This is a genomic window from Ruegeria sp. BHSC029, assembly GCF_059613085.1.
Genome location: NZ_JBXWRU010000003.1, coordinates 271,920 through 293,075, shown reverse-complemented (window position 1 = coordinate 293,075; position 21,156 = coordinate 271,920). Strand labels below are relative to the sequence as shown.

The 21,156-nt window shown below is 61.2% G+C and carries 24 protein-coding genes; 12 read left to right on the top strand and 12 right to left on the bottom strand.

From position 1 onward, the window contains the following. Positions 1–303 precede the first annotated feature (303 nt). Positions 304–882 carry a thymidine kinase gene (locus AC2FML_RS08485; RefSeq protein ID WP_170527716.1) on the top strand — a complete coding sequence of 193 codons (579 nt, stop codon included), beginning with the start codon at positions 304–306 and terminating at the stop codon, positions 880–882. Here AC2FML_RS08485 and AC2FML_RS08480 read toward each other — a convergent pair. From AC2FML_RS08480 to AC2FML_RS08460, 5 genes are all read right to left on the bottom strand, one after another. Beyond that, on the bottom strand, positions 879–1,829 hold the full coding sequence (locus AC2FML_RS08480) for a 2-hydroxyacid dehydrogenase (RefSeq protein ID WP_170440593.1): 951 nt from the start codon (positions 1,827–1,829) through the stop codon (positions 879–881). The two genes, AC2FML_RS08485 and AC2FML_RS08480, sit on opposite strands and share 4 nt — an antisense overlap. Next, positions 1,829–2,167 (bottom strand): tRNA-binding protein, encoded by a 339-nt coding sequence (locus tag AC2FML_RS08475; RefSeq protein WP_170357149.1) that lies wholly within the window; start codon positions 2,165–2,167, stop codon positions 1,829–1,831. Before AC2FML_RS08475 ends, AC2FML_RS08480 begins: the two co-directional genes overlap by 1 nt. Next, on the bottom strand, positions 2,160–2,975 hold the full coding sequence (gene proC, locus AC2FML_RS08470) for a pyrroline-5-carboxylate reductase (RefSeq protein WP_496782770.1): 816 nt from the start codon (positions 2,973–2,975) through the stop codon (positions 2,160–2,162). The genes AC2FML_RS08475 and proC overlap by 8 nt, the downstream gene beginning before the upstream one ends. Before the next feature lie 39 nt (positions 2,976–3,014). Further along, the gene (locus tag AC2FML_RS08465) at positions 3,015–3,515 is read right to left on the bottom strand and encodes a type III secretion system chaperone family protein (protein WP_170369634.1); all 501 of its coding nucleotides are present in this window, start codon (positions 3,513–3,515) and stop codon (positions 3,015–3,017) included. 322 nt (positions 3,516–3,837) lie between these two features. Continuing rightward, complete coding sequence (locus AC2FML_RS08460) at positions 3,838–4,086, bottom strand: accessory factor UbiK family protein (RefSeq protein WP_093964673.1); 249 nt, start codon at positions 4,084–4,086, stop codon at positions 3,838–3,840. A gap of 97 nt (positions 4,087–4,183) precedes the next feature. Between AC2FML_RS08460 and lgt the strand changes: the two genes are divergently transcribed. From lgt to AC2FML_RS08440, 4 genes are all read left to right on the top strand, one after another. Continuing rightward, on the top strand, positions 4,184–5,071 hold the full coding sequence (gene lgt / locus AC2FML_RS08455; protein WP_093964672.1) for a prolipoprotein diacylglyceryl transferase: 888 nt from the start codon (positions 4,184–4,186) through the stop codon (positions 5,069–5,071). Continuing rightward, a complete protein-coding gene (locus tag AC2FML_RS08450) occupies positions 5,068–6,135 on the top strand; it encodes a class I SAM-dependent methyltransferase (RefSeq protein WP_496782768.1) in 1,068 nt (355 codons plus the stop codon). Before lgt ends, AC2FML_RS08450 begins: the two co-directional genes overlap by 4 nt. After that, complete coding sequence (gene pgeF, locus AC2FML_RS08445; RefSeq protein WP_496782767.1) at positions 6,132–6,890, top strand: peptidoglycan editing factor PgeF; 759 nt, start codon at positions 6,132–6,134, stop codon at positions 6,888–6,890. Before AC2FML_RS08450 ends, pgeF begins: the two co-directional genes overlap by 4 nt. A 731-nt stretch (positions 6,891–7,621) precedes the next feature. Beyond that, positions 7,622–8,404 (top strand): Hint domain-containing protein, encoded by a 783-nt coding sequence (locus AC2FML_RS08440; protein ID WP_170357143.1) that lies wholly within the window; start codon positions 7,622–7,624, stop codon positions 8,402–8,404. Between the two features lie 122 nt (positions 8,405–8,526). On the opposite strand, the gene AC2FML_RS08435 is transcribed toward AC2FML_RS08440, so the two are convergent. Further along, positions 8,527–9,027 carry an Lrp/AsnC family transcriptional regulator gene (locus tag AC2FML_RS08435; protein WP_093964666.1) on the bottom strand — a complete coding sequence of 167 codons (501 nt, stop codon included), beginning with the start codon at positions 9,025–9,027 and terminating at the stop codon, positions 8,527–8,529. Between the two features lie 222 nt (positions 9,028–9,249). Here AC2FML_RS08435 and trxB point away from each other — a divergent pair, with 222 nt between their 5' ends. The 4 genes from trxB to AC2FML_RS08415 all read left to right on the top strand — a co-directional run bounded on the left by trxB (position 9,250) and on the right by AC2FML_RS08415 (position 14,659). Beyond that, positions 9,250–10,191, top strand: coding sequence for a thioredoxin-disulfide reductase (gene trxB / locus AC2FML_RS08430; protein ID WP_496782765.1), 942 nt, complete (start codon positions 9,250–9,252; stop codon positions 10,189–10,191). 110 nt (positions 10,192–10,301) lie between these two features. After that, positions 10,302–11,993 carry an adenylate/guanylate cyclase domain-containing protein gene (locus AC2FML_RS08425; RefSeq protein ID WP_496782763.1) on the top strand — a complete coding sequence of 564 codons (1,692 nt, stop codon included), beginning with the start codon at positions 10,302–10,304 and terminating at the stop codon, positions 11,991–11,993. Positions 11,994–12,188: 195 nt separating this feature from the next. Next, complete coding sequence (locus tag AC2FML_RS08420) at positions 12,189–13,907, top strand: bifunctional sulfate adenylyltransferase/adenylylsulfate kinase (RefSeq protein WP_170340581.1); 1,719 nt, start codon at positions 12,189–12,191, stop codon at positions 13,905–13,907. Between the two features lie 194 nt (positions 13,908–14,101). Next, positions 14,102–14,659 carry a hypothetical protein gene (locus tag AC2FML_RS08415; RefSeq protein WP_170340578.1) on the top strand — a complete coding sequence of 186 codons (558 nt, stop codon included), beginning with the start codon at positions 14,102–14,104 and terminating at the stop codon, positions 14,657–14,659. A gap of 37 nt (positions 14,660–14,696) precedes the next feature. On the opposite strand, the gene AC2FML_RS08410 is transcribed toward AC2FML_RS08415, so the two are convergent. The 4 genes from AC2FML_RS08410 to AC2FML_RS08395 all read right to left on the bottom strand — a co-directional run bounded on the left by AC2FML_RS08410 (position 14,697) and on the right by AC2FML_RS08395 (position 17,199). Further along, entirely contained in the window at positions 14,697–15,566 is an 870-nt protein-coding gene (locus AC2FML_RS08410; RefSeq protein WP_496782762.1) for a hypothetical protein, read from the bottom strand. Beyond that, the gene (locus AC2FML_RS08405; RefSeq protein ID WP_496782761.1) at positions 15,563–16,450 is read right to left on the bottom strand and encodes a PhzF family phenazine biosynthesis protein; all 888 of its coding nucleotides are present in this window, start codon (positions 16,448–16,450) and stop codon (positions 15,563–15,565) included. Before AC2FML_RS08405 ends, AC2FML_RS08410 begins: the two co-directional genes overlap by 4 nt. A 107-nt stretch (positions 16,451–16,557) precedes the next feature. Further along, on the bottom strand, positions 16,558–16,782 hold the full coding sequence (locus AC2FML_RS08400) for a DUF1150 family protein (RefSeq protein WP_093964659.1): 225 nt from the start codon (positions 16,780–16,782) through the stop codon (positions 16,558–16,560). A 3-nt stretch (positions 16,783–16,785) separates the two neighbouring features. After that, positions 16,786–17,199 carry an Hsp20 family protein gene (locus tag AC2FML_RS08395; RefSeq protein ID WP_093964658.1) on the bottom strand — a complete coding sequence of 138 codons (414 nt, stop codon included), beginning with the start codon at positions 17,197–17,199 and terminating at the stop codon, positions 16,786–16,788. Positions 17,200–17,364: 165 nt separating this feature from the next. Between AC2FML_RS08395 and AC2FML_RS08390 the strand changes: the two genes are divergently transcribed. The 3 genes from AC2FML_RS08390 (at position 17,365) to AC2FML_RS08380 (ending at position 19,219) form a co-directional block, all read left to right on the top strand. After that, entirely contained in the window at positions 17,365–17,589 is a 225-nt protein-coding gene (locus AC2FML_RS08390) for a YdcH family protein (protein ID WP_005981552.1), read from the top strand. Between the two features lie 81 nt (positions 17,590–17,670). Continuing rightward, a complete protein-coding gene (gene purE, locus AC2FML_RS08385) occupies positions 17,671–18,159 on the top strand; it encodes a 5-(carboxyamino)imidazole ribonucleotide mutase (RefSeq protein ID WP_480695658.1) in 489 nt (162 codons plus the stop codon). After that, positions 18,152–19,219: a 5-(carboxyamino)imidazole ribonucleotide synthase gene (locus AC2FML_RS08380; RefSeq protein ID WP_496782759.1), complete on the top strand. Its 1,068-nt coding sequence runs from the start codon at positions 18,152–18,154 to the stop codon at positions 19,217–19,219. The genes purE and AC2FML_RS08380 overlap by 8 nt, the downstream gene beginning before the upstream one ends. Here AC2FML_RS08380 and AC2FML_RS08375 read toward each other — a convergent pair. Both AC2FML_RS08375 and AC2FML_RS08370 read right to left on the bottom strand, forming a co-directional pair. Then, positions 19,216–20,376, bottom strand: coding sequence for an alpha-D-ribose 1-methylphosphonate 5-triphosphate diphosphatase (locus AC2FML_RS08375; RefSeq protein ID WP_170390895.1), 1,161 nt, complete (start codon positions 20,374–20,376; stop codon positions 19,216–19,218). The two genes, AC2FML_RS08380 and AC2FML_RS08375, sit on opposite strands and share 4 nt — an antisense overlap. Next, a complete protein-coding gene (locus AC2FML_RS08370; protein WP_170340560.1) occupies positions 20,373–21,146 on the bottom strand; it encodes an alpha/beta fold hydrolase in 774 nt (257 codons plus the stop codon). Before AC2FML_RS08370 ends, AC2FML_RS08375 begins: the two co-directional genes overlap by 4 nt. Positions 21,147–21,156 lie beyond the last annotated feature (10 nt).

Here is a 21,156-nt window from a genome sequence, read left to right as displayed (position 1 = left end):
GGGAGGGGAAATTTCCCATACTCGAGTCATAATTGAAATGTCATATGTTGGCTATCCCTCAGATATGCGGGGGTTTTGTGAGTGAGTGGCGGCAGTTAATGCCGGTAAAGAGTGTTTGCGGGGCAGTATTTCAGGCCCTGCGCTGTTTCGGCCATTTCGTGGCCGGCGGTGTCGCTGTTGCGGAAGCGGGGTTATCCATCCCCAAGAGCATCTGCTCGGCCTCTGCGACTGCAATGGCGGCGTCGATTTTTTTCAGGACATTGACGACTTGCTCGCGCAGCGTGAGCCGATTAGACCCAGCCCATGGCCAAGCTGTACTTTAACTACTCAACCATGAACGCAGGCAAGTCCACGGTGCTGCTTCAGGCGTCGCACAACTATCGCGAGCGGGGCATGGACACCTATCTGATGACCGCAGCCATTGACGGGCGCGCGGGCCAGGGGCGCATCGCATCGCGGATCGGAATCTCGGAACAGGCCGATACGTTCAATCCCAACGACAATGTGTTCGCGATGATCCAAGACCGTCTTGATCAGGGGAAAGTGGCCTGTGTTTTTGTGGACGAGGCGCAGTTCCTGACCGAAGAACAGGTCTGGCAATTGGCTCGTGCGGTGGATGACCTGAAAGTACCGGTTCTGGCCTACGGGTTGCGGGTGGATTTTCAGGGCAAGCTGTTCCCAGGATCAGCGGCTCTGCTGGCCCTGGCCGATGAAATGCGCGAGGTCCGCACCATCTGCAGATGCGGGCGAAAGGCCACGATGGTGATCCGTCAGGACGAAAACGGCAAAACCATCACCCAAGGCGCGCAGGTGCAGATCGGCGGAAACGAGACCTATGTTTCACTCTGCCGGAAACACTGGCGCGAGGCAGTGGGCAGTTAGACCAGATTTGGCAGCGGTCGCCCGGCGACAAAAGCCGCCACATTGTCCAATGCCATGTGCCCCATATCCGTGCGCACTTGCTCGGTCGCAGTGCCCAGATGCGGCAGCAGGGTGACATTCTCCATCTCGCGCAGCGCCTGCGGCACGGCGGGTTCAAACTCGTAGACATCCAGCCCGGCCCCGGCGATCTGGCCGTTATTCAGCGCATGGATCAGTGCAGCTTCGTCCACGACTTCTCCGCGAGCGATGTTGACCAGAATGGCCGACGGCCGCATAGCTGAAAGAACCGAAGCGTCTATGAGGTGGAAGGTGTCAACACCACCGGGGACGGCGACGACCAGAAAATCGGCCACAGCAGCCAGGGCCGCCAAATCGGGAACGAACTCGGCAGGGAAATCCAGATCCTTGGGCGTGCGGGATTGATAACTGACCTGCATCCCGAATCCGAAATGACAGCGCCGGGCAATGGCTTGCCCGATCCGTCCCATTCCGATGATTCCGACCCATTTTCCGGTGACGTGCTGTCCCAGCATTTGGGTCGGGTGCCAGCCCTGCCAATTGCCGGACCGGACCAGCCGTTCACCCTCGCCCGCGCGGCGGGCCGTTGCCAGCAGCAGAGTCATGGCAATGTCCGCCGTTGCATCCGTGACCGCCCCCGGTGTGTTGGTCACGCGAACACCAGCAGCCTGCGCTGCCGCCACATCAATGTGATTGAAACCCACCCCAAAATTGGCCAGCAGTTTGCACCGCGGAGCCGTGACCATTTCAAAGACATCGGCCGAAAAGACATCACCCAAAGTCGGAACGACCACGTCGTAGTCCCGCAATGCGCGCGCCATCTCATCAATGCTGAGCGGTGCGTTGCTATCTCGGATATCGACGTCGAACTCATCCCGCGCGCGGGCCGTGACCGCGGGGGTCATCGGTCGGGTGATCAACAGCTTCATCAGTGCATCCGCCCGCCCACGGGAACTTTGCCATCAGGACCGATCAAAACAATCTCGCCCGATTCGTCCGGCAGACCCAGAACAAGAACCTCGGACATGAACCGCCCGATCTGACGCGGCGGGAAATTGACCACGGCCAGCACATGTTTGCCGACAAGGGATTCGGGCGTGTAATGCGCGGTAACCTGCGCCGAGGTCTTGCGCTCGCCGATCTCGTCGCCGAAGTCGATCCACATTTTGATCGCGGGCTTGCGGGCCTCGGGATAGGGTTCGGCCCGGATGACCTCTCCTACGCGAATGTCGACCTTGAGGAAGTCGTCGAAGGAAATTTCACTCACCGGACAGCTCCTTGGATCGATCGGTTGCCGCCTTTACGGCACGGTGCAACAGGTTTGGAAACCCATCCTGTTCATGCATCAGGACTTCCAGTGCTGCCTGCGTCGTGCCGTTGGGTGACGTGACATTGATGCGCAATTGCGAAGGATCTTCCTCGGACGCCATGGCCAGAGCCCCTGCCCCGGCGACGGTCGCCTTGGCCAAGCGCATGGCCAAATCATGCGGAAGGCCTTGCGCCTCACCAGCGGCGGCCAGCGTCTCAATCAAATGAAAGACATAGGCCGGGCCCGAGCCGCTGAGACCGGTGACCGCGTCCATCTGCGCCTCATCCTGCAGGCGCACGGTATCACCGATGGCCGAAAGCAGATCTTCGGCCAGGGTCATGTCAGAGCCCGACGTGCTGGCATTTCCAATCAGCGCGGTGATGCCCTGCCGGATCGCCGCAGGCGTGTTCGGCATGGCCCGAATGATCGGAGTACCAGCACCCAGAACACGCTCGAACGTGGCGATGGAAGTTCCGGCGGCGACCGAGATGAACAGGGTTCCGCCGCCCCCCAACGCCTGAATTGCCGGCAATGCCTCGCCCATCATCTGAGGTTTGACGGCAACCAACACGACGGCAGGTTTTTCAGGAAGTGGGGTGTTGATATTGACCCCTTGCGCCCTGAGCCAGTCGGAAGGGTTGGGGTCGATGACCCATACTGATGCGGCTGGCAGGCCATGTTCCAGCCAGCCGGCCAACATGGCCGACCCCATCTTTCCGCATCCCAGAAGCACCAGCCCCTGATCCGCAACGCGTGACATGTCCATGATTGCCCCTCCCCTGCTTTTGCGGTTTGGGGCAAAGCTTTACGCGCGGCCGTAAGCCTCTGCAATGGCGACTTGCATCGCATCCTCGGGCGTACGGTTGCCCCAGGTTACCAACTGGATCGCAGGATAGTAACGCTCGGCGCTCAGGACCGCGGCGGTGATCATCGTGTCGATCTGTTCGGGGCTGGCCGATTGCCCGCCGCTGAGCACCAGGCCGTAGCGGTAGACCATCAGCTTCTGATTGCCCCAGTAGGTGAAGGCGCCGGCCCAGCATTGGTCGTTCATGCGGTTCAGCAGTTCATAGAGATCAGAAACCCGGCCCTCGGGCGGCTCCATCTCGAACGAGCAGACCATCCGCAGAGTCTCGTCATAGTTGGACCAGGCCAGCGTGATCGAGTAGGTGCGCCACTGTCCTTCGACCGCCATGGCGATCTGGTCGTCTCCGATCCGGTCGAAATCCCAATCGTGGTGTTCAGCCAGATGTTCGACAATATCAATCGGATGAATGTCTTCTTCGAAATACTGCTCGGAAAGTGCCATGGTGCCACCTCACTTAATACCTAGCATTTCGGGGCTGGCAGCGCCCCAGCGCTAGTTGCCTGCTCTACAAGCCGGGCTTCCCCCATAGGCCTGTACTAAATATGGTGCGCTGTGGCTGGGACTCTGGCAACCCCCATTCTTGGGGATAACAGCAATAAGTTGTGGACAGCTGGCAACGGCCACCAAAATATTGGCGCACCCTGCAGCTTTGCCTTGATTTATTTTTGCAATGCGGCAAGACTCCCCACACTGCAAAACCCAGCGCGGGTTGAGCGGTGTAGGGTCTTGCCAAAAATTCTGAAATGCCGATCTGCGGCTGGGCTTATTTGTCCAGCTTCGCTTCAAGCGCGGCGATCCGCGCTTCCAGCGCCGCGTTTTCTTCGCGCGCTTTCTGGGCCATAGCTCGGACGGCATCGAACTCTTCACGCGTGACAAAGTCGCGATCCGCCAGCCAGCGGTCGACCAAGGACTTCATCGCCGTTTCAGCCTCTTCCCGCGCACCCTGCGCCACGCCCATTGCGTTGGTCATCAACTGGGACATATCGTCCAGAAACTTGTTGCGGGTTTGCATGTGTCTACTCCGGAATCGCGAATGCCTTCTATATGGGGGATAGAGAGCCCAGTCTCAAGGTTGACTTGGTCAGCCAACCCCGGGCAATGAGACGCACATGCAAGCTGTTTTGAATTTCCCCGATCTGTCACCCGAGCTGTTCTCGATTTCCGCCTTCGGGATCGAGTTCGCGCTGCGGTGGTATGCGCTGGCCTATATCGCGGGCATCCTGATCGCGTGGCGCATGGCGGTGATGGCGGTGCGCCGTCCCGCTTTGTGGCCGGATCAATCCCCGCCCCTGAGACCGGACCAGTTAGAGGACCTGATCACCTGGATCATCCTTGGGGTCATCATCGGCGGGCGATTGGGCTTTGTTCTGTTCTATCAACCCGAATACTACCTGTCCCACCCGCTTGAGATCCTTAAGGTCTGGCAGGGTGGCATGTCCTTTCACGGCGGCCTTCTGGGTGTGGTGATCGCATCGCTGGTCTTCGCGCGACGCCATTCGGCCCCCTTGCTTTCGCTGGCCGACCTGATCGCCCATACGGTCCCCCCCGGCCTGTTGCTTGGCCGTTTGGCCAATTTCGTCAATGCCGAGCTGTGGGGCCGACCCAGCGAACTGCCCTGGGCGGTGATCTTTCCCGGCGCGGCAGCTCAGGATTGCGCAAATGTCGCTGCCGGACTTTGCGCCCGCCACCCGTCGCAGTTGTACGAGGCTGCACTGGAAGGCGTGCTGTTGGGCCTGCTTTTGTTGTGGCTGGTGTATAGGCGCGGCGCATTTCATTGGCCCGGCCGCATCATGGGCGTATTTCTGGCGGGCTATGGCGCTTCGCGCTTCATCGTCGAGTTCTTTCGTCAACCCGACGCGCAATTCGTCTCGGTCGGAAACCCGCTGGGACTTGCGTGGCATGTGGGCGGCTACGGCCTGACGATGGGCCAGATCCTATCTGTACCGATGATCGCAGTCGGCTTGTGGTTCGCCCTACGGGCACGGCGGGCGGCATGAGCCTGCTTGGCCATCTGACCGACCGCATCCGGCAAGACGGGCCGATGAGCGTGGCGGACTACATGGCCGAATGCCTTCTGCATCCAACGCACGGCTACTACACCACCCGCGACCCGTTGGGCGCGCATGGAGACTTTGTCACCGCTCCGGAAATCAGCCAGATGTTCGGCGAATTGATTGGTCTTTGTCTCGCGCAGGGCTGGATTGATCAAGGCAGACCCGACCGGTTTGCGCTCGCCGAGCTGGGCCCGGGGCGTGGAACACTCATGGCCGATATTCTGCGGGCCACCCGGGGCGTGCCCGGGTTTCACGACGCCGCGCAGGTGGTATTGCTCGAAGCCTCGCCCGTTCTGCGCGGACTTCAGGCCGAGGCCCTGGATGCGCACGCACCGAACTGGATCGTTTCGGTGGGCGATCTCCCAGAGCTTCCGCTATTTCTTGTGGCCAATGAATTTTTCGACGCTTTGCCCATCCGCCAGTTTCTGCGCGACGGCGACGGCTGGTGCGAACGTCTTGTGGGCCTGCAGGGCGATCAGCTGGCATTCGGCCTTGGCCCGAGGGCGACGCAAGCGGCCTTGGCGACGCGCCTCGAGGATACACGGGACGGTGATCTGGTCGAGTTGTGCGCGGCGGCGGTTCCCATCGTGACCGAAACGGCCCGCATCATCCGTAGCCACGGTGGTATGGCTCTCGTCATCGACTATGGCGACTGGCGTTCGCTGGGCGACACGTTGCAGGCCGTCAAGGGGCACGAATACGTCGACCCGCTCGCCACACCGGGTCAGGCCGACCTGACTGCACATGTGGATTTCGAAACGCTGGCATTGGCGGCGGGCGCGACGGGCTGCGCCCATACGCGGCTGACGCCTCAGGGTGTGTTTCTTGAGCGTCTGGGCATCACCCAACGCGCACAGTCTCTGGCCAGCGCGTTGACCGGATCAAATCTGGAAACGCTGGTTCGGGCACATCGGCGGTTGACGCACCCGGAGGAAATGGGAAACCTGTTCAAGGTGCTGGGCCTCTACCCGAAAACTGCGATGCCACCATCGGGACTTGGGACATGACTCTGGAAATTCTGACCTCGGATTTGCTGTCACTGATTCGACACGGGTTCTTCAGTCGCAAGGGCGGCGCCTCGTCCGGTATCTTCAGCGGGCTGAATTGTGGCACGGGCTCGTCCGACCTGAGCGAGGCGGTCGCGCTGAACCGAAGCAGAGTGGCCGAGGCCATGGGCGTCAAACTGGATGCATTGGTCGGCGTGCATCAGGTACATTCCCCACACGTGATCACCGTCGACAAGCCGATTGCAGGCGAGAAGCCAAGGGCCGATGCAATCGTTACCGCAACGCCGGGCCTCGCGCTGACGATCCTGACGGCAGACTGCCAGCCGGTACTGTTTGCGGATCCTCAAGCTAAAGTGATCGGGGCGGCACATGCGGGATGGCGCGGTGCTCTGGACGGTGTCCTTGAGGCGACGCTGGACGCCATGGAGGCGCTGGGTGCGCACCGCAAAAACATCATCGCCGTCATCGGCCCGACGATCTCGCAGCGCGCCTACGAGGTTGGCCCGGAGTTTCTGGAAGACTTCCTTTTGGAAAGCCAGGACAACGCGCGTTTCTTTGCAAATGGGCAAGGCGACCGGATGCATTTCGACCTGCCGGCCTTTGGCCTTCACAAGCTGCGTCAGGCCGGCGTCGGGCAGGCAGAATGGACGCGGCATTGCACCTATTCGGATCCCGACAAGTTCTATTCCTACCGGCGCGCGACCCACGCCGGCGAGGCGGATTACGGCCGCCTGATTTCCGCCATACGATTGTAAAGATCGACCGAATTAAGGCGAAAGCGCCACTTTTCCGCCACATTTATTGTGTCTATCTGTCATCAGAATCGTTGTTAATTTTTGCCAGTGCTCAGATGGTTATCCGTTCTCCGAACGTCTGATTTCTGGCATCCGAACTCAGGGGGTGCCGCAAGACTTCATCATTGTCCTCAATTGATCCCGGAACAGCCACATCGCTGCCGCAAAGACGCGTCACATTGGCTTTACAAAGGGAAAAGGGCTTAGGCCCGAACTTCGAGCAGGACATGAATATGAAGTTGAAATCTCGCTTTCTTCGCGCCGTTGTCGCGGCCACTAGGGACCAACAACCGGAAATGCCCTGGAAGCGGGTTTCCAGTCACTCTGCAAGGGTCGTGCGCCGGTTGGCCGCGCGACGCTGATACGAAATCCCTCTGGGGCCAGCTGCCGGCCTCAACAGGGCAAGACGCGCACCGGAAGCTGCTCTGGGCCGGTGCGTGAACCGAGGCTGGTATTCGCAGCCGACGTTTTTCAGGGCGTTTGTGTGCGGACAATTACGTTCGCAGTGTACGAGTTTGTCTGGGGGGTCATTGTGTTGACCAAACGAATGCGAAATCCATTCGCCATGCGCGGCCATGTCGGTACCCGCGTGGAGGTGGCGCACTTTTTTCAAGACAAAGAATCAAGCTGTCAGGCGGGCCTCCACGGGGATGTTTCCCGCCTGTTCGGCGTATTGGAAGGAACGGAATAATATGACTATTCCAAATTCACTGGCACGTGCCGCGCAGAATGCCCTCGACACTTCGGCATTGCTGCGCGAAGCACCGCGTCCAGGCACCAAACAGAAGGCGCAACTGCGTCGATACGAGGTGAGTGCGCTGCTGAAAAACGGGGAAGTTTCGCAGACACGCCACATCGCACCGGCGCTGCCCGTTTTCGAAGACGCGTTCTGCGCCTTTACACGTGGGTCTCTGGTCGAGACGGAACACGGCCCGGTCGCCATCGAGGACCTGATGCCGGGCGACACGGTCCTGACCCAGACCGGCGCATCCGAAAAGGTTTTGTGGAAAGGCTCGGTCACTCTGGTACCTGGCCGCGAGGACTCGCGCGGGCGGACACGCCCATTGACCCGCATTATGGCAGACACGTTCGGCATGCAAAAACCATTGTCCGGCGTCATTGCCGGCCCCGCAGCCCGCTTGCTGGCGACGCCGGCGCATCTGCGGCATCTTGGAGGTGGCCAGCCGATGCTGACACCCGTTGCCGAATTTCAGGACGGCATGTCCGTGATTGAAACGCAGCCGCCCACTCCGGTCGAGCTGTTCCATATCTGCCTGGAGCGCCACGCGGTTATCAATGTCGATGGGCTGCAGTTCGAAACCTATCATCCCGGCGTGAACGCGGTCCGGATGATGAGCCACTCGCTGCGCTCGATCTACCTGAACCTGTTCGCGCATATCCATTCGTTGCACGATTTCGGTCCGCTGCTCATGGCGCGTGCCGGGGAGGGCGAGATCGACGCCATCACGGCGTGACAGCTTTAACCATCACCACTGCATTTTGGGGGGCAACATGCAGATTTTATTGAGTTGGGCCATTTCTCTGGCCATCGTGGCGGTGCTGCCGCCATGCGCATCGCAAACCAGACGCGCCGGCGTTACGCCGTCCGGTTCATCCGTTCTTCCAATACGTCGAACGGCACGCCGGGTTCGTCTTTTGCACCGCGGATGACAAGCGAAGTCTTGACGCTGGCCACGTTCGGCGTGGTCAGCAACTCACCCGTCAGGAACTGTTGAAAACTGCTGAGGTCGGGGGCGACGCATTTCAGGATGAAGTCGACCTCGCCGTTCAGCATGTGGCATTCCCGGACCAAGGGCCAGTCTCGGCAGCGGTCTTCGAACGCCCGCAGTTCCGCTTCGGCCTGGCTTTCAAGGCCTACCATCGCAAAGACCTGAACTTCGAACCCCAGTTCCCGGGCGTTGACCTCGGCGTGGTATCCTCGGATAAAGCCAGCCTCCTCCAACGTGCGCACGCGCCGCAGGCAGGGTGGGGCCGAGATTCCGACACGTTTTGCGAGCTCGACATTGGTCATTCGTCCGTCTGCCTGCAGTTCTGCAAGGATCTTTCGGTCGATCTCGTCCAGCCGTGTCGTGACCATGCGGTGCTCCTGAAATTTTCGGTTCTTATATCAGCGCAGGTGCCATGCGCAATATTCTTTCGCACCAGCGCAATAATCTTTGTCTGTCTATCAGGCAAGCCGGCACCTTGGAACCACATGACGGACGCGTGAGACGAAGGGGCTTTAAGCCGATCGATGCTGTCGCTATATCGAAGCCCGGCGCCCACGACGGCGCTCAGGCAATAATCGAGTGGGGGTTCCATGGCCGAGACACGACACACCAAGGTTCTGATCATCGGATCGGGGCCTGCCGGATACACCGCGGGCGTCTATGCCAGCCGCGCGATGTTGAACCCGATTCTGGTGCAGGGCATCGAACCGGGCGGCCAGCTGACCACCACCACCGAGGTCGAAAACTGGCCTGGCGACACCGAAGTTCAAGGCCCCGACCTGATGGTGCGCATGCAGGACCACGCCAAGGCCATGGGTTGCGAGGTGATCGGCGACATCATCAACGACCTTGACCTGTCCAAGCGTCCTTTCACCGCCAAAGGCGACAGCGGCTCCGTCTACACTGCGGACGCGGTCATCCTGGCGACCGGCGCACGCGCCAAATGGCTGGGGCTGCCGTCGGAAGAGAAATTCAAGGGCTTCGGCGTTTCGGCCTGCGCCACCTGTGACGGGTTCTTCTATCGCGGACAGGAGATCGTGGTGATCGGCGGCGGCAACACCGCCGTGGAAGAAGCGCTGTTCCTGACCAATTTCGCCAGCAAGGTCACGCTGATCCACCGCCGGGACGAGCTGCGCGCCGAGAAGATCCTGCAGGAGCGCCTATTCAAGAACGACAAGATCGAGCCGCTTTGGTTCCACCAGCTGGAGGAAGTGATTGGCACCGATAACCCGCTGGGCGTCGAAGGCGTGCGGGTGAAGAACGTGAAGACGGGCGAAATCACCGAGATCCCCTGCAAGGGCGTGTTCGTCGCCATCGGCCACGCACCTGCCAACGAACTGGTCAAGGACGTGCTGGAAACCCACATGGGCGGCTATGTCAAAACCAAACCCGGCACCACGCAGACCTCGATCCCCGGCGTGTTCGCGGCCGGTGACCTGACCGACCATGTGTACCGGCAGGCGGTGACCTCGGCCGGAATGGGCTGCATGGCGGCGCTGGATGCCGAACGGTTCCTTGCCGAACAGGAATGACCGCGACGCGCAGCGCCTTCGGCGCTGCGTACCGCCCTCCTCTGGCACCTTGACCCGCACTGCGCGGCAACGCAGACTTGCCCCGAGCGCGGCAGATTTCAGGTGATCTTTTGAACACCCCCCTTTGGCAGGGCAGTTGGGCGACCCGTCTCAGGATCATCAGTGGTCTTGTGCTGTTTGTCTTTGCTTTCTTCCACTTCATCAATATCGGGTTGGGGCTGTTTCACACCGACTACCTGCATGACATGCAGGACTCTCGGAAAACGGTCACGCGCCATTCGATTGGCAGCGCTGTCCTGTATCTTGCCCTGATCGTACATGCGGGTCTGGCATTGGTGTCGATCGCCCAGCGCCGAACCCTGCGAATGCCCTTTCATACGGGCCTGCAGATCGTTCTTGGCCTTCTCATTCCGCTGCAACTGATTTCGCACATCGTACAGACACGCTATGCGCATCAGGTTTTCGACGTGAATGACGAGATGGGCTACATCATCATTCTGATGTGGCCAAATTCGGCCATCTGGATGCAAAGTCTGCTGATGCTGATCGTCTGGATACACGGGTGCATCGGACTGCATATCTGGCTGCGACTGACTTCGTGGTGGCGCCAAACCGTACCCTATCTGATCGGAGTTGCCGTCTTCATCCCAAGCTTTGCCCTGGCCGGTTTGCTGACCGAAGGGCGGCGCATCTGGATGGATTTTGCGGATCCGGATCTACGCGAACAGTATATCGAGCATTACAACTGGCCCGGCCCCGAAGAGTTCCAGGTTTTGTTCAGCGTCAAGGACAACGCCTTGATGGCCTTCTGGATCGCGCTTGGTGCAGCTCTTGCGTTCCATTTCGGAGGCAAGCTTTGGCGCAGACGACACTCGGTGCGCGTCAGATATGTCGATGGGCCAGAAGTGACCTCAGAGAAAGGCATGACGCTGCTTGAGATGTCACAAGCCAACGGTATTCCGCATACTGCACTGTGCGGCGGCCGGGGGCGCTGCACGACCTGCCGCGTCATCGTCGAGGATGGCGCCGAGTCACTGCCACCGCCCAGCGAGGTCGAAGCCCGCAGCCTGAAAGCCGTGGGGGCCACACAGCGCACGCGCCTTGCCTGCCAGGTCCGCCCCTCTAGCCCCTTGACGGTTTTCCGTGTTTTCCGGCCGGATGGTGGACGCCAGAGGGCGCATGCCAGCCAGGGGCAAGAGCGAAAACTGGCCGTGCTTTTTCTGGACATGCGCGGGTTTACCGCGCGCACAACGGGGCAACTGCCCTATGACATCGTGTTCCTGCTGAACCGGTTCTTTGACGCCATTGTTCCAGCCATTACCGCAGACGGCGGGGTCGTCGACAAATACATGGGCGATGGCCTTTTGGCCGTGTTCGAAACACCCGACACGTCCAGCTCGGCCCGTTCTGCCCTGAAAGCTGCGATCGAAATCAGTCATGCGCTTGCGCAGTTCAACCAGCAGCTGTCCCAGGAAAACAGCCCCGAGATCCGCATCGGCATGGGCCTGCACCTGGGCGACCTTGTGTTGGGAGAGATCGGCGCTGCCGGCCACGCCGCGCGGACCATCATCGGTGACGCCGTGAACGTCGCCAGTCGGCTGGAAGGAGAAACCAAGGCGCTCGGGGCCGAGCTTTTGGTCTCGGAAGCCGTGCTGCGCGCGGCCGGGTTTGAGACCGATGGCCTTGACCTGCGTCTGTTCCAGCTCCGGGGCGTAACCGAGCCCGTCCCTGCCCTGCCGGTCGAGCGTGCTCTGGATCTGGACCAACTTCTGACCTCACCAGAACAGATCGCCGCCGGTTGACGATATTGTCCCCATCCGGTGGGATTTTCGTCGCTTTTTCGGTTCCGGCCCGGAAAAACCTTCCATTCCGGGGAAAAACCGCGCATATCCTCCTTTGTTTCATGAATGTATATGGACTTCGACTGACGACCGGGGCACATGGCCCGGAAATGCACCTGAATCACTGACTGACCACACTGCCTCAAGAGTATTGCGATGACGATGTTGAGTAACCTGGCTCCGATCCCAGAACTGTATGTTTCCTATGAGTCCGCCCAAAAGCTGAAAGTCGAAGCCGCCGACCTGACCAGCTGGGACCTGACCCCGCGCCAGATCTGTGATCTGGAATTGCTGATGAATGGCGGGTTCAACCCGCTAAAGGGCTTTCTGAGTCAGGAAGACTATGACAGCGTCGTCGAAAACATGCGCTTGGCCGACGGAAGCCTTTGGCCGATGCCGATCACACTGGATGTGAACGAAGATTTCGCCGATCAGATCGAACTGGGTCAGGACATTGCGCTGCGCGACCAGGAAGGCGTGATCCTGGCGACCATGACCGTTACCGACCGCTGGACCCCGGACAAATCGCGTGAGGCCGAGAAGGTGTTCGGTGCCGATGATGATGCGCATCCGGCCGTGAACTACCTGCACAACGTGGCAGGCAAGGTTTATCTGGGCGGCCCCGTGACCGGCATCCAGCCGCCGGTGCATTATGATTTCAAGGCGCGCCGCGACACCCCGAACGAGTTGCGCGCTTATTTCCGCAAGGTCGGTTGGCGCCGCATCGTGGCTTTCCAGACCCGCAACCCGCTGCACCGCGCGCACCAGGAACTGACTTTCCGCGCCGCGCGTGAGGCGCAGGCCAACCTGCTGATCCACCCGGTTGTGGGCATGACCAAGCCCGGTGATGTCGATCACTTCACCCGCGTGCGCTGCTATGAGGCGGTGCTGGACAAATACCCGGCCTCGACCACCACCATGAGCCTGCTGAACCTGGCGATGCGCATGGCCGGCCCGCGCGAAGCGGTCTGGCACGGCCTGATCCGCAAAAACCACGGCTGCACCCACTTCATCGTCGGCCGCGACCATGCCGGCCCCGGCAAGAACAGCCAGGGCGAAGATTTCTACGGCCCCTATGACGCCCAGGACCTGTTCCGCAAATTCCAGGACGAGATCGGCATCGAGATGGTCGATTTCAAACACATGGTCTATGTGCAGGAACGCGCCCAGTACGAACCCGCGGACGAGATCGAGGACCGCGACAACGTCACGATCCTGAACATCTCGGGCACCGAACTGCGCCGCCGTCTGCGCGAGGGGCTTGAGATCCCCGAGTGGTTCTCGTTCCCCGAGGTGGTCGAGCAACTGCGCCGCCGCTATCCGCCGCGCAGCCAGCAGGGCTTTACCGTCTTCTTCACCGGATTCTCGGGCTCGGGCAAATCGACCATCGCCAACGCTCTGATGGTCAAGCTGATGGAGATGGGCGGCCGTCCCGTCACGTTGCTGGACGGTGACATTGTCCGCAAGAACCTCAGCTCGGAACTGGGCTTCTCGAAGGAACACCGGGACCTGAACATCCGCCGCATCGGATATGTGGCCTCCGAGATCACCAAGAATGGTGGTATCGCCATCTGTGCCCCGATCGCGCCCTACGCCACCACCCGCCGCGCCGTACGCGAGGAGATTGAGCAATTCGGCGCCTTCTGCGAGGTACACGTGGCCACCAGCATCGAGGAATGCGAGCGCCGCGACCGCAAGGGCCTGTACAAGCTGGCGCGTGAAGGCAAGATCAAAGAGTTCACTGGTATTTCGGACCCTTACGACGTGCCGGAAAACCCGGAACTGCGCGTCGAGACCGAGAATGTGGACGTGGACAACTGTGCCCATCAGGTTCTGCTGAAGCTGGAAAGCATGGGATTGATTGCCGGATCCTGAGCCACAGCTAGTTGCTGTAAACACTGACCCCCGGAGACATCTCCGGGGGTCTTTCATTTCCAGAACACTGCTTTGAACACCCCCCTTCCATCCGCGAAGATTGGCGGTCGTTCGACGTTTCATCCAAAAAATGCTACTATTTCGCATATTTTGAGCAGACATAATTTGTCTGCATCCTTTGGGAGGGTGAACATATGGCAACTCAGAAAAATACCGACGATGGCGGAGCCATGTTTGCGGGAGACAACCGCGCAGCGGTAATTGCCGACTACAAGATCGCCCAGTTTTCCCGGTTGCAACTTCCGGCGTTGATGGCTTCGCCGGCTATGGCAGGGGGCCTGACACCATTTATCCCCATAGACTGGCTGCTGGACCTTCTGAAATCGATCCGCACCTACGCGGATTGGGTGAAGGAATGCGACAAGATCAAAGCCAAGATTCAAAAGGCGCTGGATACACTGCAGCCGCCGCCCCAGGATCACCCTTTGGGGCTTGTAGTACCACCGGTTCCGCCGACGCCCGGCACGACCCGTCTTCGTCAGATCCTTGAGGTCATCGATGCGGCCAAGACCGCAGCCGGCAACATGGAGCCAGACTCGGCGCGCGACAGCCTCAAAGAGGCCAAGGACATGATGCACCACGACTCGGTCAAAGCCGAGTTCCGCCGGCTGAATGACGTGGATGGCTGGTACGACATTCTTGAGGAATTGCAGGACGCGATCGATTACCTGGAACGTGTCTCGCGGCACTGACCCACGCCGGCACAGCCAAAGCGCGCGTGCGGCACAGTCAGCCTGCTGAAAGCTGATCCCGCAGGGCCTCGGCAGCCCTCAGTTCGAACTCTCCATAGATGGCGGCCTGCGGCTGCATCGCCCGCAGATACGGCAGGCGTTTTTCATAGTCTTCCACCGACAGCTTTTGCACGGCCTGCTGGATGTCCGCCTCGGTTTCGCACAGGATCATCCCCTTGGTATCGAGGAAGTCTCCGATATTGGGGCACCCCCAATAGATCGGGACTGTCGAACACAGAACGGCGTCGATCAGCTTCTCCGAGAAGTAGTTCCTCTCGCGCACGTTTTCGATGACGACCGAATAACGATAAAGTGCCAACCCGTCTGACTTGTTCTCGAACGGCTGATAGCCGCGGCCCATGATGTCGATGTCAGCGCCTGTGTCGCGGGCCCAATCGATCAGCCTGTGCCTCAGCTGGTGCCCCTCCAGATCGCGCTTCGCCGACGCGATCAGCGAACATGACCGCGTCTTGACGACGCTCAGATCCTGCCACTCGGGAACTTGGGTCACGCCGTAGGGCAGGAAAACCGCGTTGGGCAGGCTGTTCAGCAATACGTCGTGAAAGGTGAAAACCCGGAAAAACCGGCGCCAGGTCCAGCGCAGCATCCGATCGTGCTTGCCATGTATGGCCGATGGCTCGCCCATCATCAGCGATATCCGAGCCCGCGTGCCGCGTCGCAGGCGCAGATGCACGGTCGAATTGGGATACATGATCAGGTGGTCGGAGGGCGCGAGGTCACCAACGGTCTTTCCTGACAGGCGCTCGGGGCAACCCAGCGGCCAATTCAGATCTGCTAGCGGAACCGAGGCCAGTTTCGGCCCCAAGCGGTGCCCATAGGGCAGGATCGCGATGGCGGGTTCTGTCATGGCAGCACATCCGGCAGATCAGCCTGTCCGCGCATCAGCACAAACCCGCGCCCGGCAACCTTGATACCCGTCATCGCATCCGCTGGCCCGACCCGCGTTACGGTCGCCTGGCCGGGGCGGCCCATGTCGTGGCCCTGTTCGGCGACAAAGCTGTCTTTCGGCATCAGCCCGTATTTCCACAGGTAAGCCGCCATTGCGCCGGTGGCGGAGCCGGTGAACGGATCTTCGGGTGGGCTGGGCGGCGCCAGCAACAGACGCGAGAACGTATCCCCTTGAGCCGTGGCCCCCTGCAGGGTCACCAGAAAGGGTTCGGCCATGTCCGAGCCGGCATATCCGGCAGTTCCCGCCACCCGTTGCAGCGCATCCACATTCAGTTGTGCCGCGCGCAAGGCTGCGTGATCCCGCAGAACTGTAATGCAGAACGGCAGCCCGGTCGAAACCATCTGCGGCGGCGAAATGATCGCACTTGCAGGTAGGCCGATCGCAGCTGCAACAAGGTCTTCCGGCACCCGCGTGCCGAATTCGGGCGCGATCTGGGTCATCTCGATCTGGTCGCCATGCAGCTGGATCGACACGATCCCTGCTCCGGTTTCCAGCGTCAGTGCGTCACCAGATATCATTCCACGGGAGCGCATGGCAGCCACGGTCGCAATGGTCGGGTGTCCGGCAAAGGGAATTTCACGGCTGGCCAGGAAATACCGCGCTCGAATCTCCGCCACATCCGATGGGCCGGTAAACGTGCATTCGACCAAAGACGTCTCGCGGACAAACGCCGTGCAGACCGTTTCCGGCAAATGCGCGCCACCATGCACGACTGCACAGCCATTTCCGCCGAATGCTGTATCGCTGAAGGCATCCACCCAATCGAAATCGAACCAACTCATGCGCCCTCTCGTGCCTGCAGTCAGAAAGTGCCGGGAATGCAAACCCGCGGGTGGCATGTTTGACGCCTCACGCGCCGCTTGTCACGCTGAATCGGTCTGTGGCCGTGTCAGTGCACGGCCACCGGAGACAGGTCATGCTGACGCGCCAGTACGAAGGCCAGCTTTCGATCGGCGACAAGCGCCAGTTGCTGCCCATCTGAATCGTGAACGGCATAAAGATGATCCAGATCACCCACCTGCGTGCGCACCTCGTGCGGCAGGTTGGCCACGTTCACGGCCTTCACGTAGACGATCCGATTGCCTTCGGTGTTGATTTCATACGGTGTATTCATGGCTTACCCCTTCCTTATGTTGATCGTCTGCACAACGGTTTCCGGCACGGCGCGGGTCAAGTCGATATGCAGAAGGCCATTTTCCATGATGGCCTCGCCGACCTCGACACCGTCGGCCAGCACGAACATGCGCTGGAACTGACGGGCCGCGATTCCGCGGTGCAGGAACACGCGCCCCTCGCTGTCGTCGCGCTGACGGCCCCGGATCACCAGTTGCCGATCTTCGATGGTGATCGACAGGTCGTCCTCGGCAAACCCGGCTACGGCCAAGGTAATGCGGTAGGAATGATCCGACGTCTGTTCGATGTTGTAGGGCGGATACCCTTCGTTTCCGGCCTTTGCAGACCGTTCCAGAAGGCGTTCCAGCTGCTCGAACCCCAGAAGATGCGGGTATGAGCCAAGAGTAAGTTTTGACACGTTTTCTCGTCCTTCTTTGTCAAAGCGACGTGATGCGCGGCCCCGTAACGGCAGCTGCGCACAAGACAATATGGGATGAAACGTGTGTCTCCACAAGGTCTAGGCGGATTCACTTGAACGCACTATCTTGTGTAACACGCACCACCAGCCACACATGAGTCGCCCATGAACGCGCCCACCGACATTTCGATGAAAACCGACGAGGTTCTGCGCGTCGAACTGGAGGTGTTTCGCCAGCAGCACCGCGACCTGGACGAGGCGATCAAGGCGCTCGAGGCGACCGGCACTGCCGACCAGCTGACGGTGAAGCGGCTCAAGAAACAGAAGCTGCGCCTGAAGGATATCATCCGGCTGATCGAGGATCGCCTGACCCCTGACATCATCGCCTGATCCGGCGCGGTCAACCGCATTGCCACGCAAGCGGATTTCACTATAGTGCGCGCTTCCTAAAGCAGGCGGGGAACAGGGCGGATGAGCGAGATCAAAGTCGGAATCATCATGGGTAGCCAGTCGGACTGGCCCACCATGAAAGGCGCTGCAGAGATACTGGACGAACTGGGCGTGGCCTACGAGACCAAGATCGTCTCGGCCCACCGCACGCCGGATCGTTTGTGGGAGTACGGCAAGACCGCCGTGCAGCGCGGGCTGCAGGTGATCATCGCCGGCGCTGGCGGTGCCGCACATCTGCCGGGGATGATGGCGTCCAAGACGCGGGTACCGGTGATCGGCGTTCCGGTACAGACGCGGGCCTTGTCCGGTGTCGACTCGCTCTATTCCATCGTGCAGATGCCCAAGGGTTTCCCGGTTGCGACCATGGCCATCGGTTCGGCCGGCGGCGCCAATGCCGGCCTGATGGCCGCCGGTATTCTGGCCCTGCAGGACGCAGCCTTGGCCGACCGGCTGGACGCCTGGCGCGCGGCGCTGTCGGACTCGATCCCCGAGGAGCCCCGCGATGAGTAACCCCTTGCAGCCCGGCGCGGTGATCGGAATTCTGGGCGGCGGCCAGCTGGGGCGGATGCTGTCGATGGCCGCGGCGCGGCTGGGCTTTGTGACCCATATCTTCGAGCCGGGCGCCAACCCGCCGGCGGGCCAGGTGGCGCATCGCGTAACCACCGCACCTTATGAGGATGCCGAGGCGCTGGCCGCTTTTGCGCAATCGGTCGATGTCATCACCTACGAGTTCGAAAACATCCCGACCGAGGCGCTGGACGTTCTGGAATCGCACCGCCCCATCCGCCCGGGACGCGAGGCGCTGCGGGTCAGTCAGGACCGGCTGACAGAAAAGACATTCCTGCAAGGCCTGGGCCTGAACACCGCACCCTTTGCCGATGTGACCGACCTGGACAGTCTGCAGGCCGCCATCGAACGGATCGGCACGCCGGCCATCCTCAAGACCCGCCGCTTCGGCTATGACGGCAAAGGGCAGGCGCGGCTGAAGTCGCCCGAGGACGCACAGGCCGCGCTGGCCGACATGCAGGGCGCACCCGCGATCCTGGAAGGCTTCGTCAATTTCAGCCACGAGGTGTCGATCATCGCCGCCCGCGGGTTGGACGGCCAGGTGGCCTGCTTCGACCCCGGCGAAAACGTGCACCGCGACGGCATCCTGCACACGACCACGGTGCCCGCGCGCCTGTCCCCTGCCCTGCGGACCGACGCGGTGCTGCTGGCCGCGAATATCCTGAACGCGCTGGACTATGTCGGCGTCATGGGGGTCGAACTGTTCGTGACGCCGCAGGGCCTGATCGTGAACGAGATCGCGCCGCGCGTTCACAACTCGGGCCACTGGACGCAAAACGGCTGTGCGGTCGATCAGTTCGAACAGCATATCCGCGCCGTGGCCGGCTGGCCTCTGGGCGACGGGCAGCGTCACGCGGATGTTGTGATGGAGAACCTGATCGGCGACGACATGGACCGCGTGCCCGAGCTTTCGCAACAGCGCGACGTGGCCCTGCACCTGTATGGCAAGGCCGAGGTCAAGCCGGGCCGCAAAATGGGCCATTTCAACCGGATCAAACGCTAGCGCGCCGCGGCGACGAACCGCCCGGCGACATCCCCCGACAGGAAACTGACCCGGCCGCCGGCGATGGTGGCCGCCACGCGCTGCGTTTCCGCATCCAGAACGACCAGATCGGCGCGTTTGCCGGGTTGCAGCGACCCGCGGTCCCCGAGGCCAAGCACCCGCGCGGGCCCCGACGACACCAGCGCCCACGCGCCCGCCAGATCCATCAGCCCCGATTTCATCAACATCAGCGCCGCCCTGCGCGGGCTGGGATAGTGGTAATCCGACGCCAGCGCATCGCACAGCCCCATGGCGATCAGGTCCAGCGCGCTGACGTTGCCCTTGTGCGATCCGCCCCGCACCACGTTGGGCGAGCCCAGAATGACGTGATCGCCCGCGGCCTTGGCCGCCTCGGCCGCTTCGAGCGTTTCGGGAAATTCGGCGATATGCACGCCGCGCGCGCGGCAGTGGCAACGGGCCTCTGCCGTGGCGTCATCATGGCTGCCCAGACGCACGCCTTGTTGGGCCAACGCCGCGCACAGCGCATCAAGCGCAGTTGGCACCTCGGAGGTGCGGGCGTGCATGTCCTGCAGCATCTTCAGATGCGCCTCGGGGCTGCGACCAGCCTTGAGCGCCTGCCCGGTCAAACGCGGCGGGGTACGCCCCTGCGCCAGACGGTCATGGGGCAGATGATCGTTGAACACGACATAGGGCACCTGCCAGTCGGCGATGCGCCCCGGCAGGTCGGCATAGTCATCCAGCAGGTGGGTTTCGAACCGCAACTGCGGGATCAGGTCGGTGACCACGCTGCCCTTCACCGCCGCGATCGCGCGGAACACGTCGGCGGCGAACTCTGGGCCGCGTACGCCGCCCTCCCAGCTGTAGAACTGCGCCAGCACGGCGGTGGTGATGCCATTGGCTGCCAGTTCGGCCTCGGCGGCGCGGATGCCCTCGTCCATCTGCTTCATGGCCCCCCGGCGCGGGGCGATGTGACGCTCGAACCCGTCCCCGTGCAGGTCGATGATGCCCGGCAGGATCAGATAGCCGCTCAGATCAACGACCGGCGCACCGCTGCCCTCCTGGATCAAGCCGTCCGCGATTGAGAGATCGTTACCGACAAGTCCGCGATCAGGGTGCAGAACCTGCGCCCCGGAAAAGGTCAGTTCCAATGCGGTCATCGCGTGGGTTCCGAGGCGGGTTCGGCGCAGTCCTCTCCGATGCAGATCTCATCAATGATGTCCATCACACCGTCCAGCCAGGTTATGTTGGGATCGAACTCACCGAACTCGATGAAGTGCAAAGCCTGCGCCATGACCTGCGGGTTGTTCATCATGAAAGTATGCGTCACCGGCAGCACGATGTGGTCGGTCATGCCCTGGACTTTGGTTTCTTCGACAGCGACCTTGCCGTCATCCGGTCCATCAACCAGCGACGAAAAGACCGGATTCAAGGAGTTCTCGCCTGCAATCACCCCCAGCTCGAAGTCGACCGGTGGCAGGCGACGCGGAATACCTTCGGGACCCGTACCCAGCTGCAGGCCGGCGGGGCCGTTCAACAGACCGAACACTTCCCAATCGCCCAGTTCATCGACCAATTGGCTGCCTTGGTTGGGCGGACCAAGCATGACGACGCGGCCCAGATTTTGCGGATGGTGATCCTGCAGCCAGTAGCGCAACAGGATACCCCCCATCGAATGCGCGACAACGTTGACGGTGTCATCTCCACACGCCGCAAACGCCTCTGGTATGGTCCGGTCGGCCAGTTCCGGAATCGGAAGATCCGTCGAGCGATAACCCGGCCGCACAACGGTGTACCCGTGCACCTTGAACAACTGCTCCATGACCGAAAACGATGCTTCGGTCCGGGCAAGCCCATGCAGCAGGACAACGCATTTTGCCTGCGCGGCGATCGGCATCAGGAAAAGCAATATGAAAAACAGTATCCGCATGGCTGCCAGA

What these genes read in the sequence shown, in the direction of transcription:
- AC2FML_RS08485 (WP_170527716.1), top strand. Translation starts at nt 304, where the DNA reads ATGGCCAAGCTGTACTTTAACTACTCAACCATGAACGCAGGCAAGTCC.
- AC2FML_RS08460 (WP_093964673.1), bottom strand. Translation starts at nt 4,086, where the DNA reads ATGCAAACCCGCAACAAGTTTCTGGACGATATGTCCCAGTTGATGACC.
- purE (WP_480695658.1), top strand. Translation starts at nt 17,671, where the DNA reads ATGAGCGAGATCAAAGTCGGAATCATCATGGGTAGCCAGTCGGACTGG.
- proC (WP_496782770.1), bottom strand. Translation starts at nt 2,975, where the DNA reads ATGGACATGTCACGCGTTGCGGATCAGGGGCTGGTGCTTCTGGGATGC.
- AC2FML_RS08410 (WP_496782762.1), bottom strand. Translation starts at nt 15,566, where the DNA reads ATGACAGAACCCGCCATCGCGATCCTGCCCTATGGGCACCGCTTGGGG.
- AC2FML_RS08380 (WP_496782759.1), top strand. Translation starts at nt 18,152, where the DNA reads ATGAGTAACCCCTTGCAGCCCGGCGCGGTGATCGGAATTCTGGGCGGC.
- AC2FML_RS08480 (WP_170440593.1), bottom strand. Translation starts at nt 1,829, where the DNA reads ATGAAGCTGTTGATCACCCGACCGATGACCCCCGCGGTCACGGCCCGC.
- AC2FML_RS08415 (WP_170340578.1), top strand. Translation starts at nt 14,102, where the DNA reads ATGGCAACTCAGAAAAATACCGACGATGGCGGAGCCATGTTTGCGGGA.
- pgeF (WP_496782767.1), top strand. Translation starts at nt 6,132, where the DNA reads ATGACTCTGGAAATTCTGACCTCGGATTTGCTGTCACTGATTCGACAC.
- AC2FML_RS08465 (WP_170369634.1), bottom strand. Translation starts at nt 3,515, where the DNA reads ATGGCACTTTCCGAGCAGTATTTCGAAGAAGACATTCATCCGATTGAT.
- AC2FML_RS08450 (WP_496782768.1), top strand. Translation starts at nt 5,068, where the DNA reads ATGAGCCTGCTTGGCCATCTGACCGACCGCATCCGGCAAGACGGGCCG.
- lgt (WP_093964672.1), top strand. Translation starts at nt 4,184, where the DNA reads ATGCAAGCTGTTTTGAATTTCCCCGATCTGTCACCCGAGCTGTTCTCG.
- AC2FML_RS08420 (WP_170340581.1), top strand. Translation starts at nt 12,189, where the DNA reads ATGACGATGTTGAGTAACCTGGCTCCGATCCCAGAACTGTATGTTTCC.
- AC2FML_RS08435 (WP_093964666.1), bottom strand. Translation starts at nt 9,027, where the DNA reads ATGGTCACGACACGGCTGGACGAGATCGACCGAAAGATCCTTGCAGAA.
- AC2FML_RS08405 (WP_496782761.1), bottom strand. Translation starts at nt 16,450, where the DNA reads ATGAGTTGGTTCGATTTCGATTGGGTGGATGCCTTCAGCGATACAGCA.
- trxB (WP_496782765.1), top strand. Translation starts at nt 9,250, where the DNA reads ATGGCCGAGACACGACACACCAAGGTTCTGATCATCGGATCGGGGCCT.
- AC2FML_RS08370 (WP_170340560.1), bottom strand. Translation starts at nt 21,146, where the DNA reads ATGCGGATACTGTTTTTCATATTGCTTTTCCTGATGCCGATCGCCGCG.
- AC2FML_RS08375 (WP_170390895.1), bottom strand. Translation starts at nt 20,376, where the DNA reads ATGACCGCATTGGAACTGACCTTTTCCGGGGCGCAGGTTCTGCACCCT.
- AC2FML_RS08400 (WP_093964659.1), bottom strand. Translation starts at nt 16,782, where the DNA reads ATGAATACACCGTATGAAATCAACACCGAAGGCAATCGGATCGTCTAC.
- AC2FML_RS08440 (WP_170357143.1), top strand. Translation starts at nt 7,622, where the DNA reads ATGACTATTCCAAATTCACTGGCACGTGCCGCGCAGAATGCCCTCGAC.
- AC2FML_RS08390 (WP_005981552.1), top strand. Translation starts at nt 17,365, where the DNA reads ATGAACGCGCCCACCGACATTTCGATGAAAACCGACGAGGTTCTGCGC.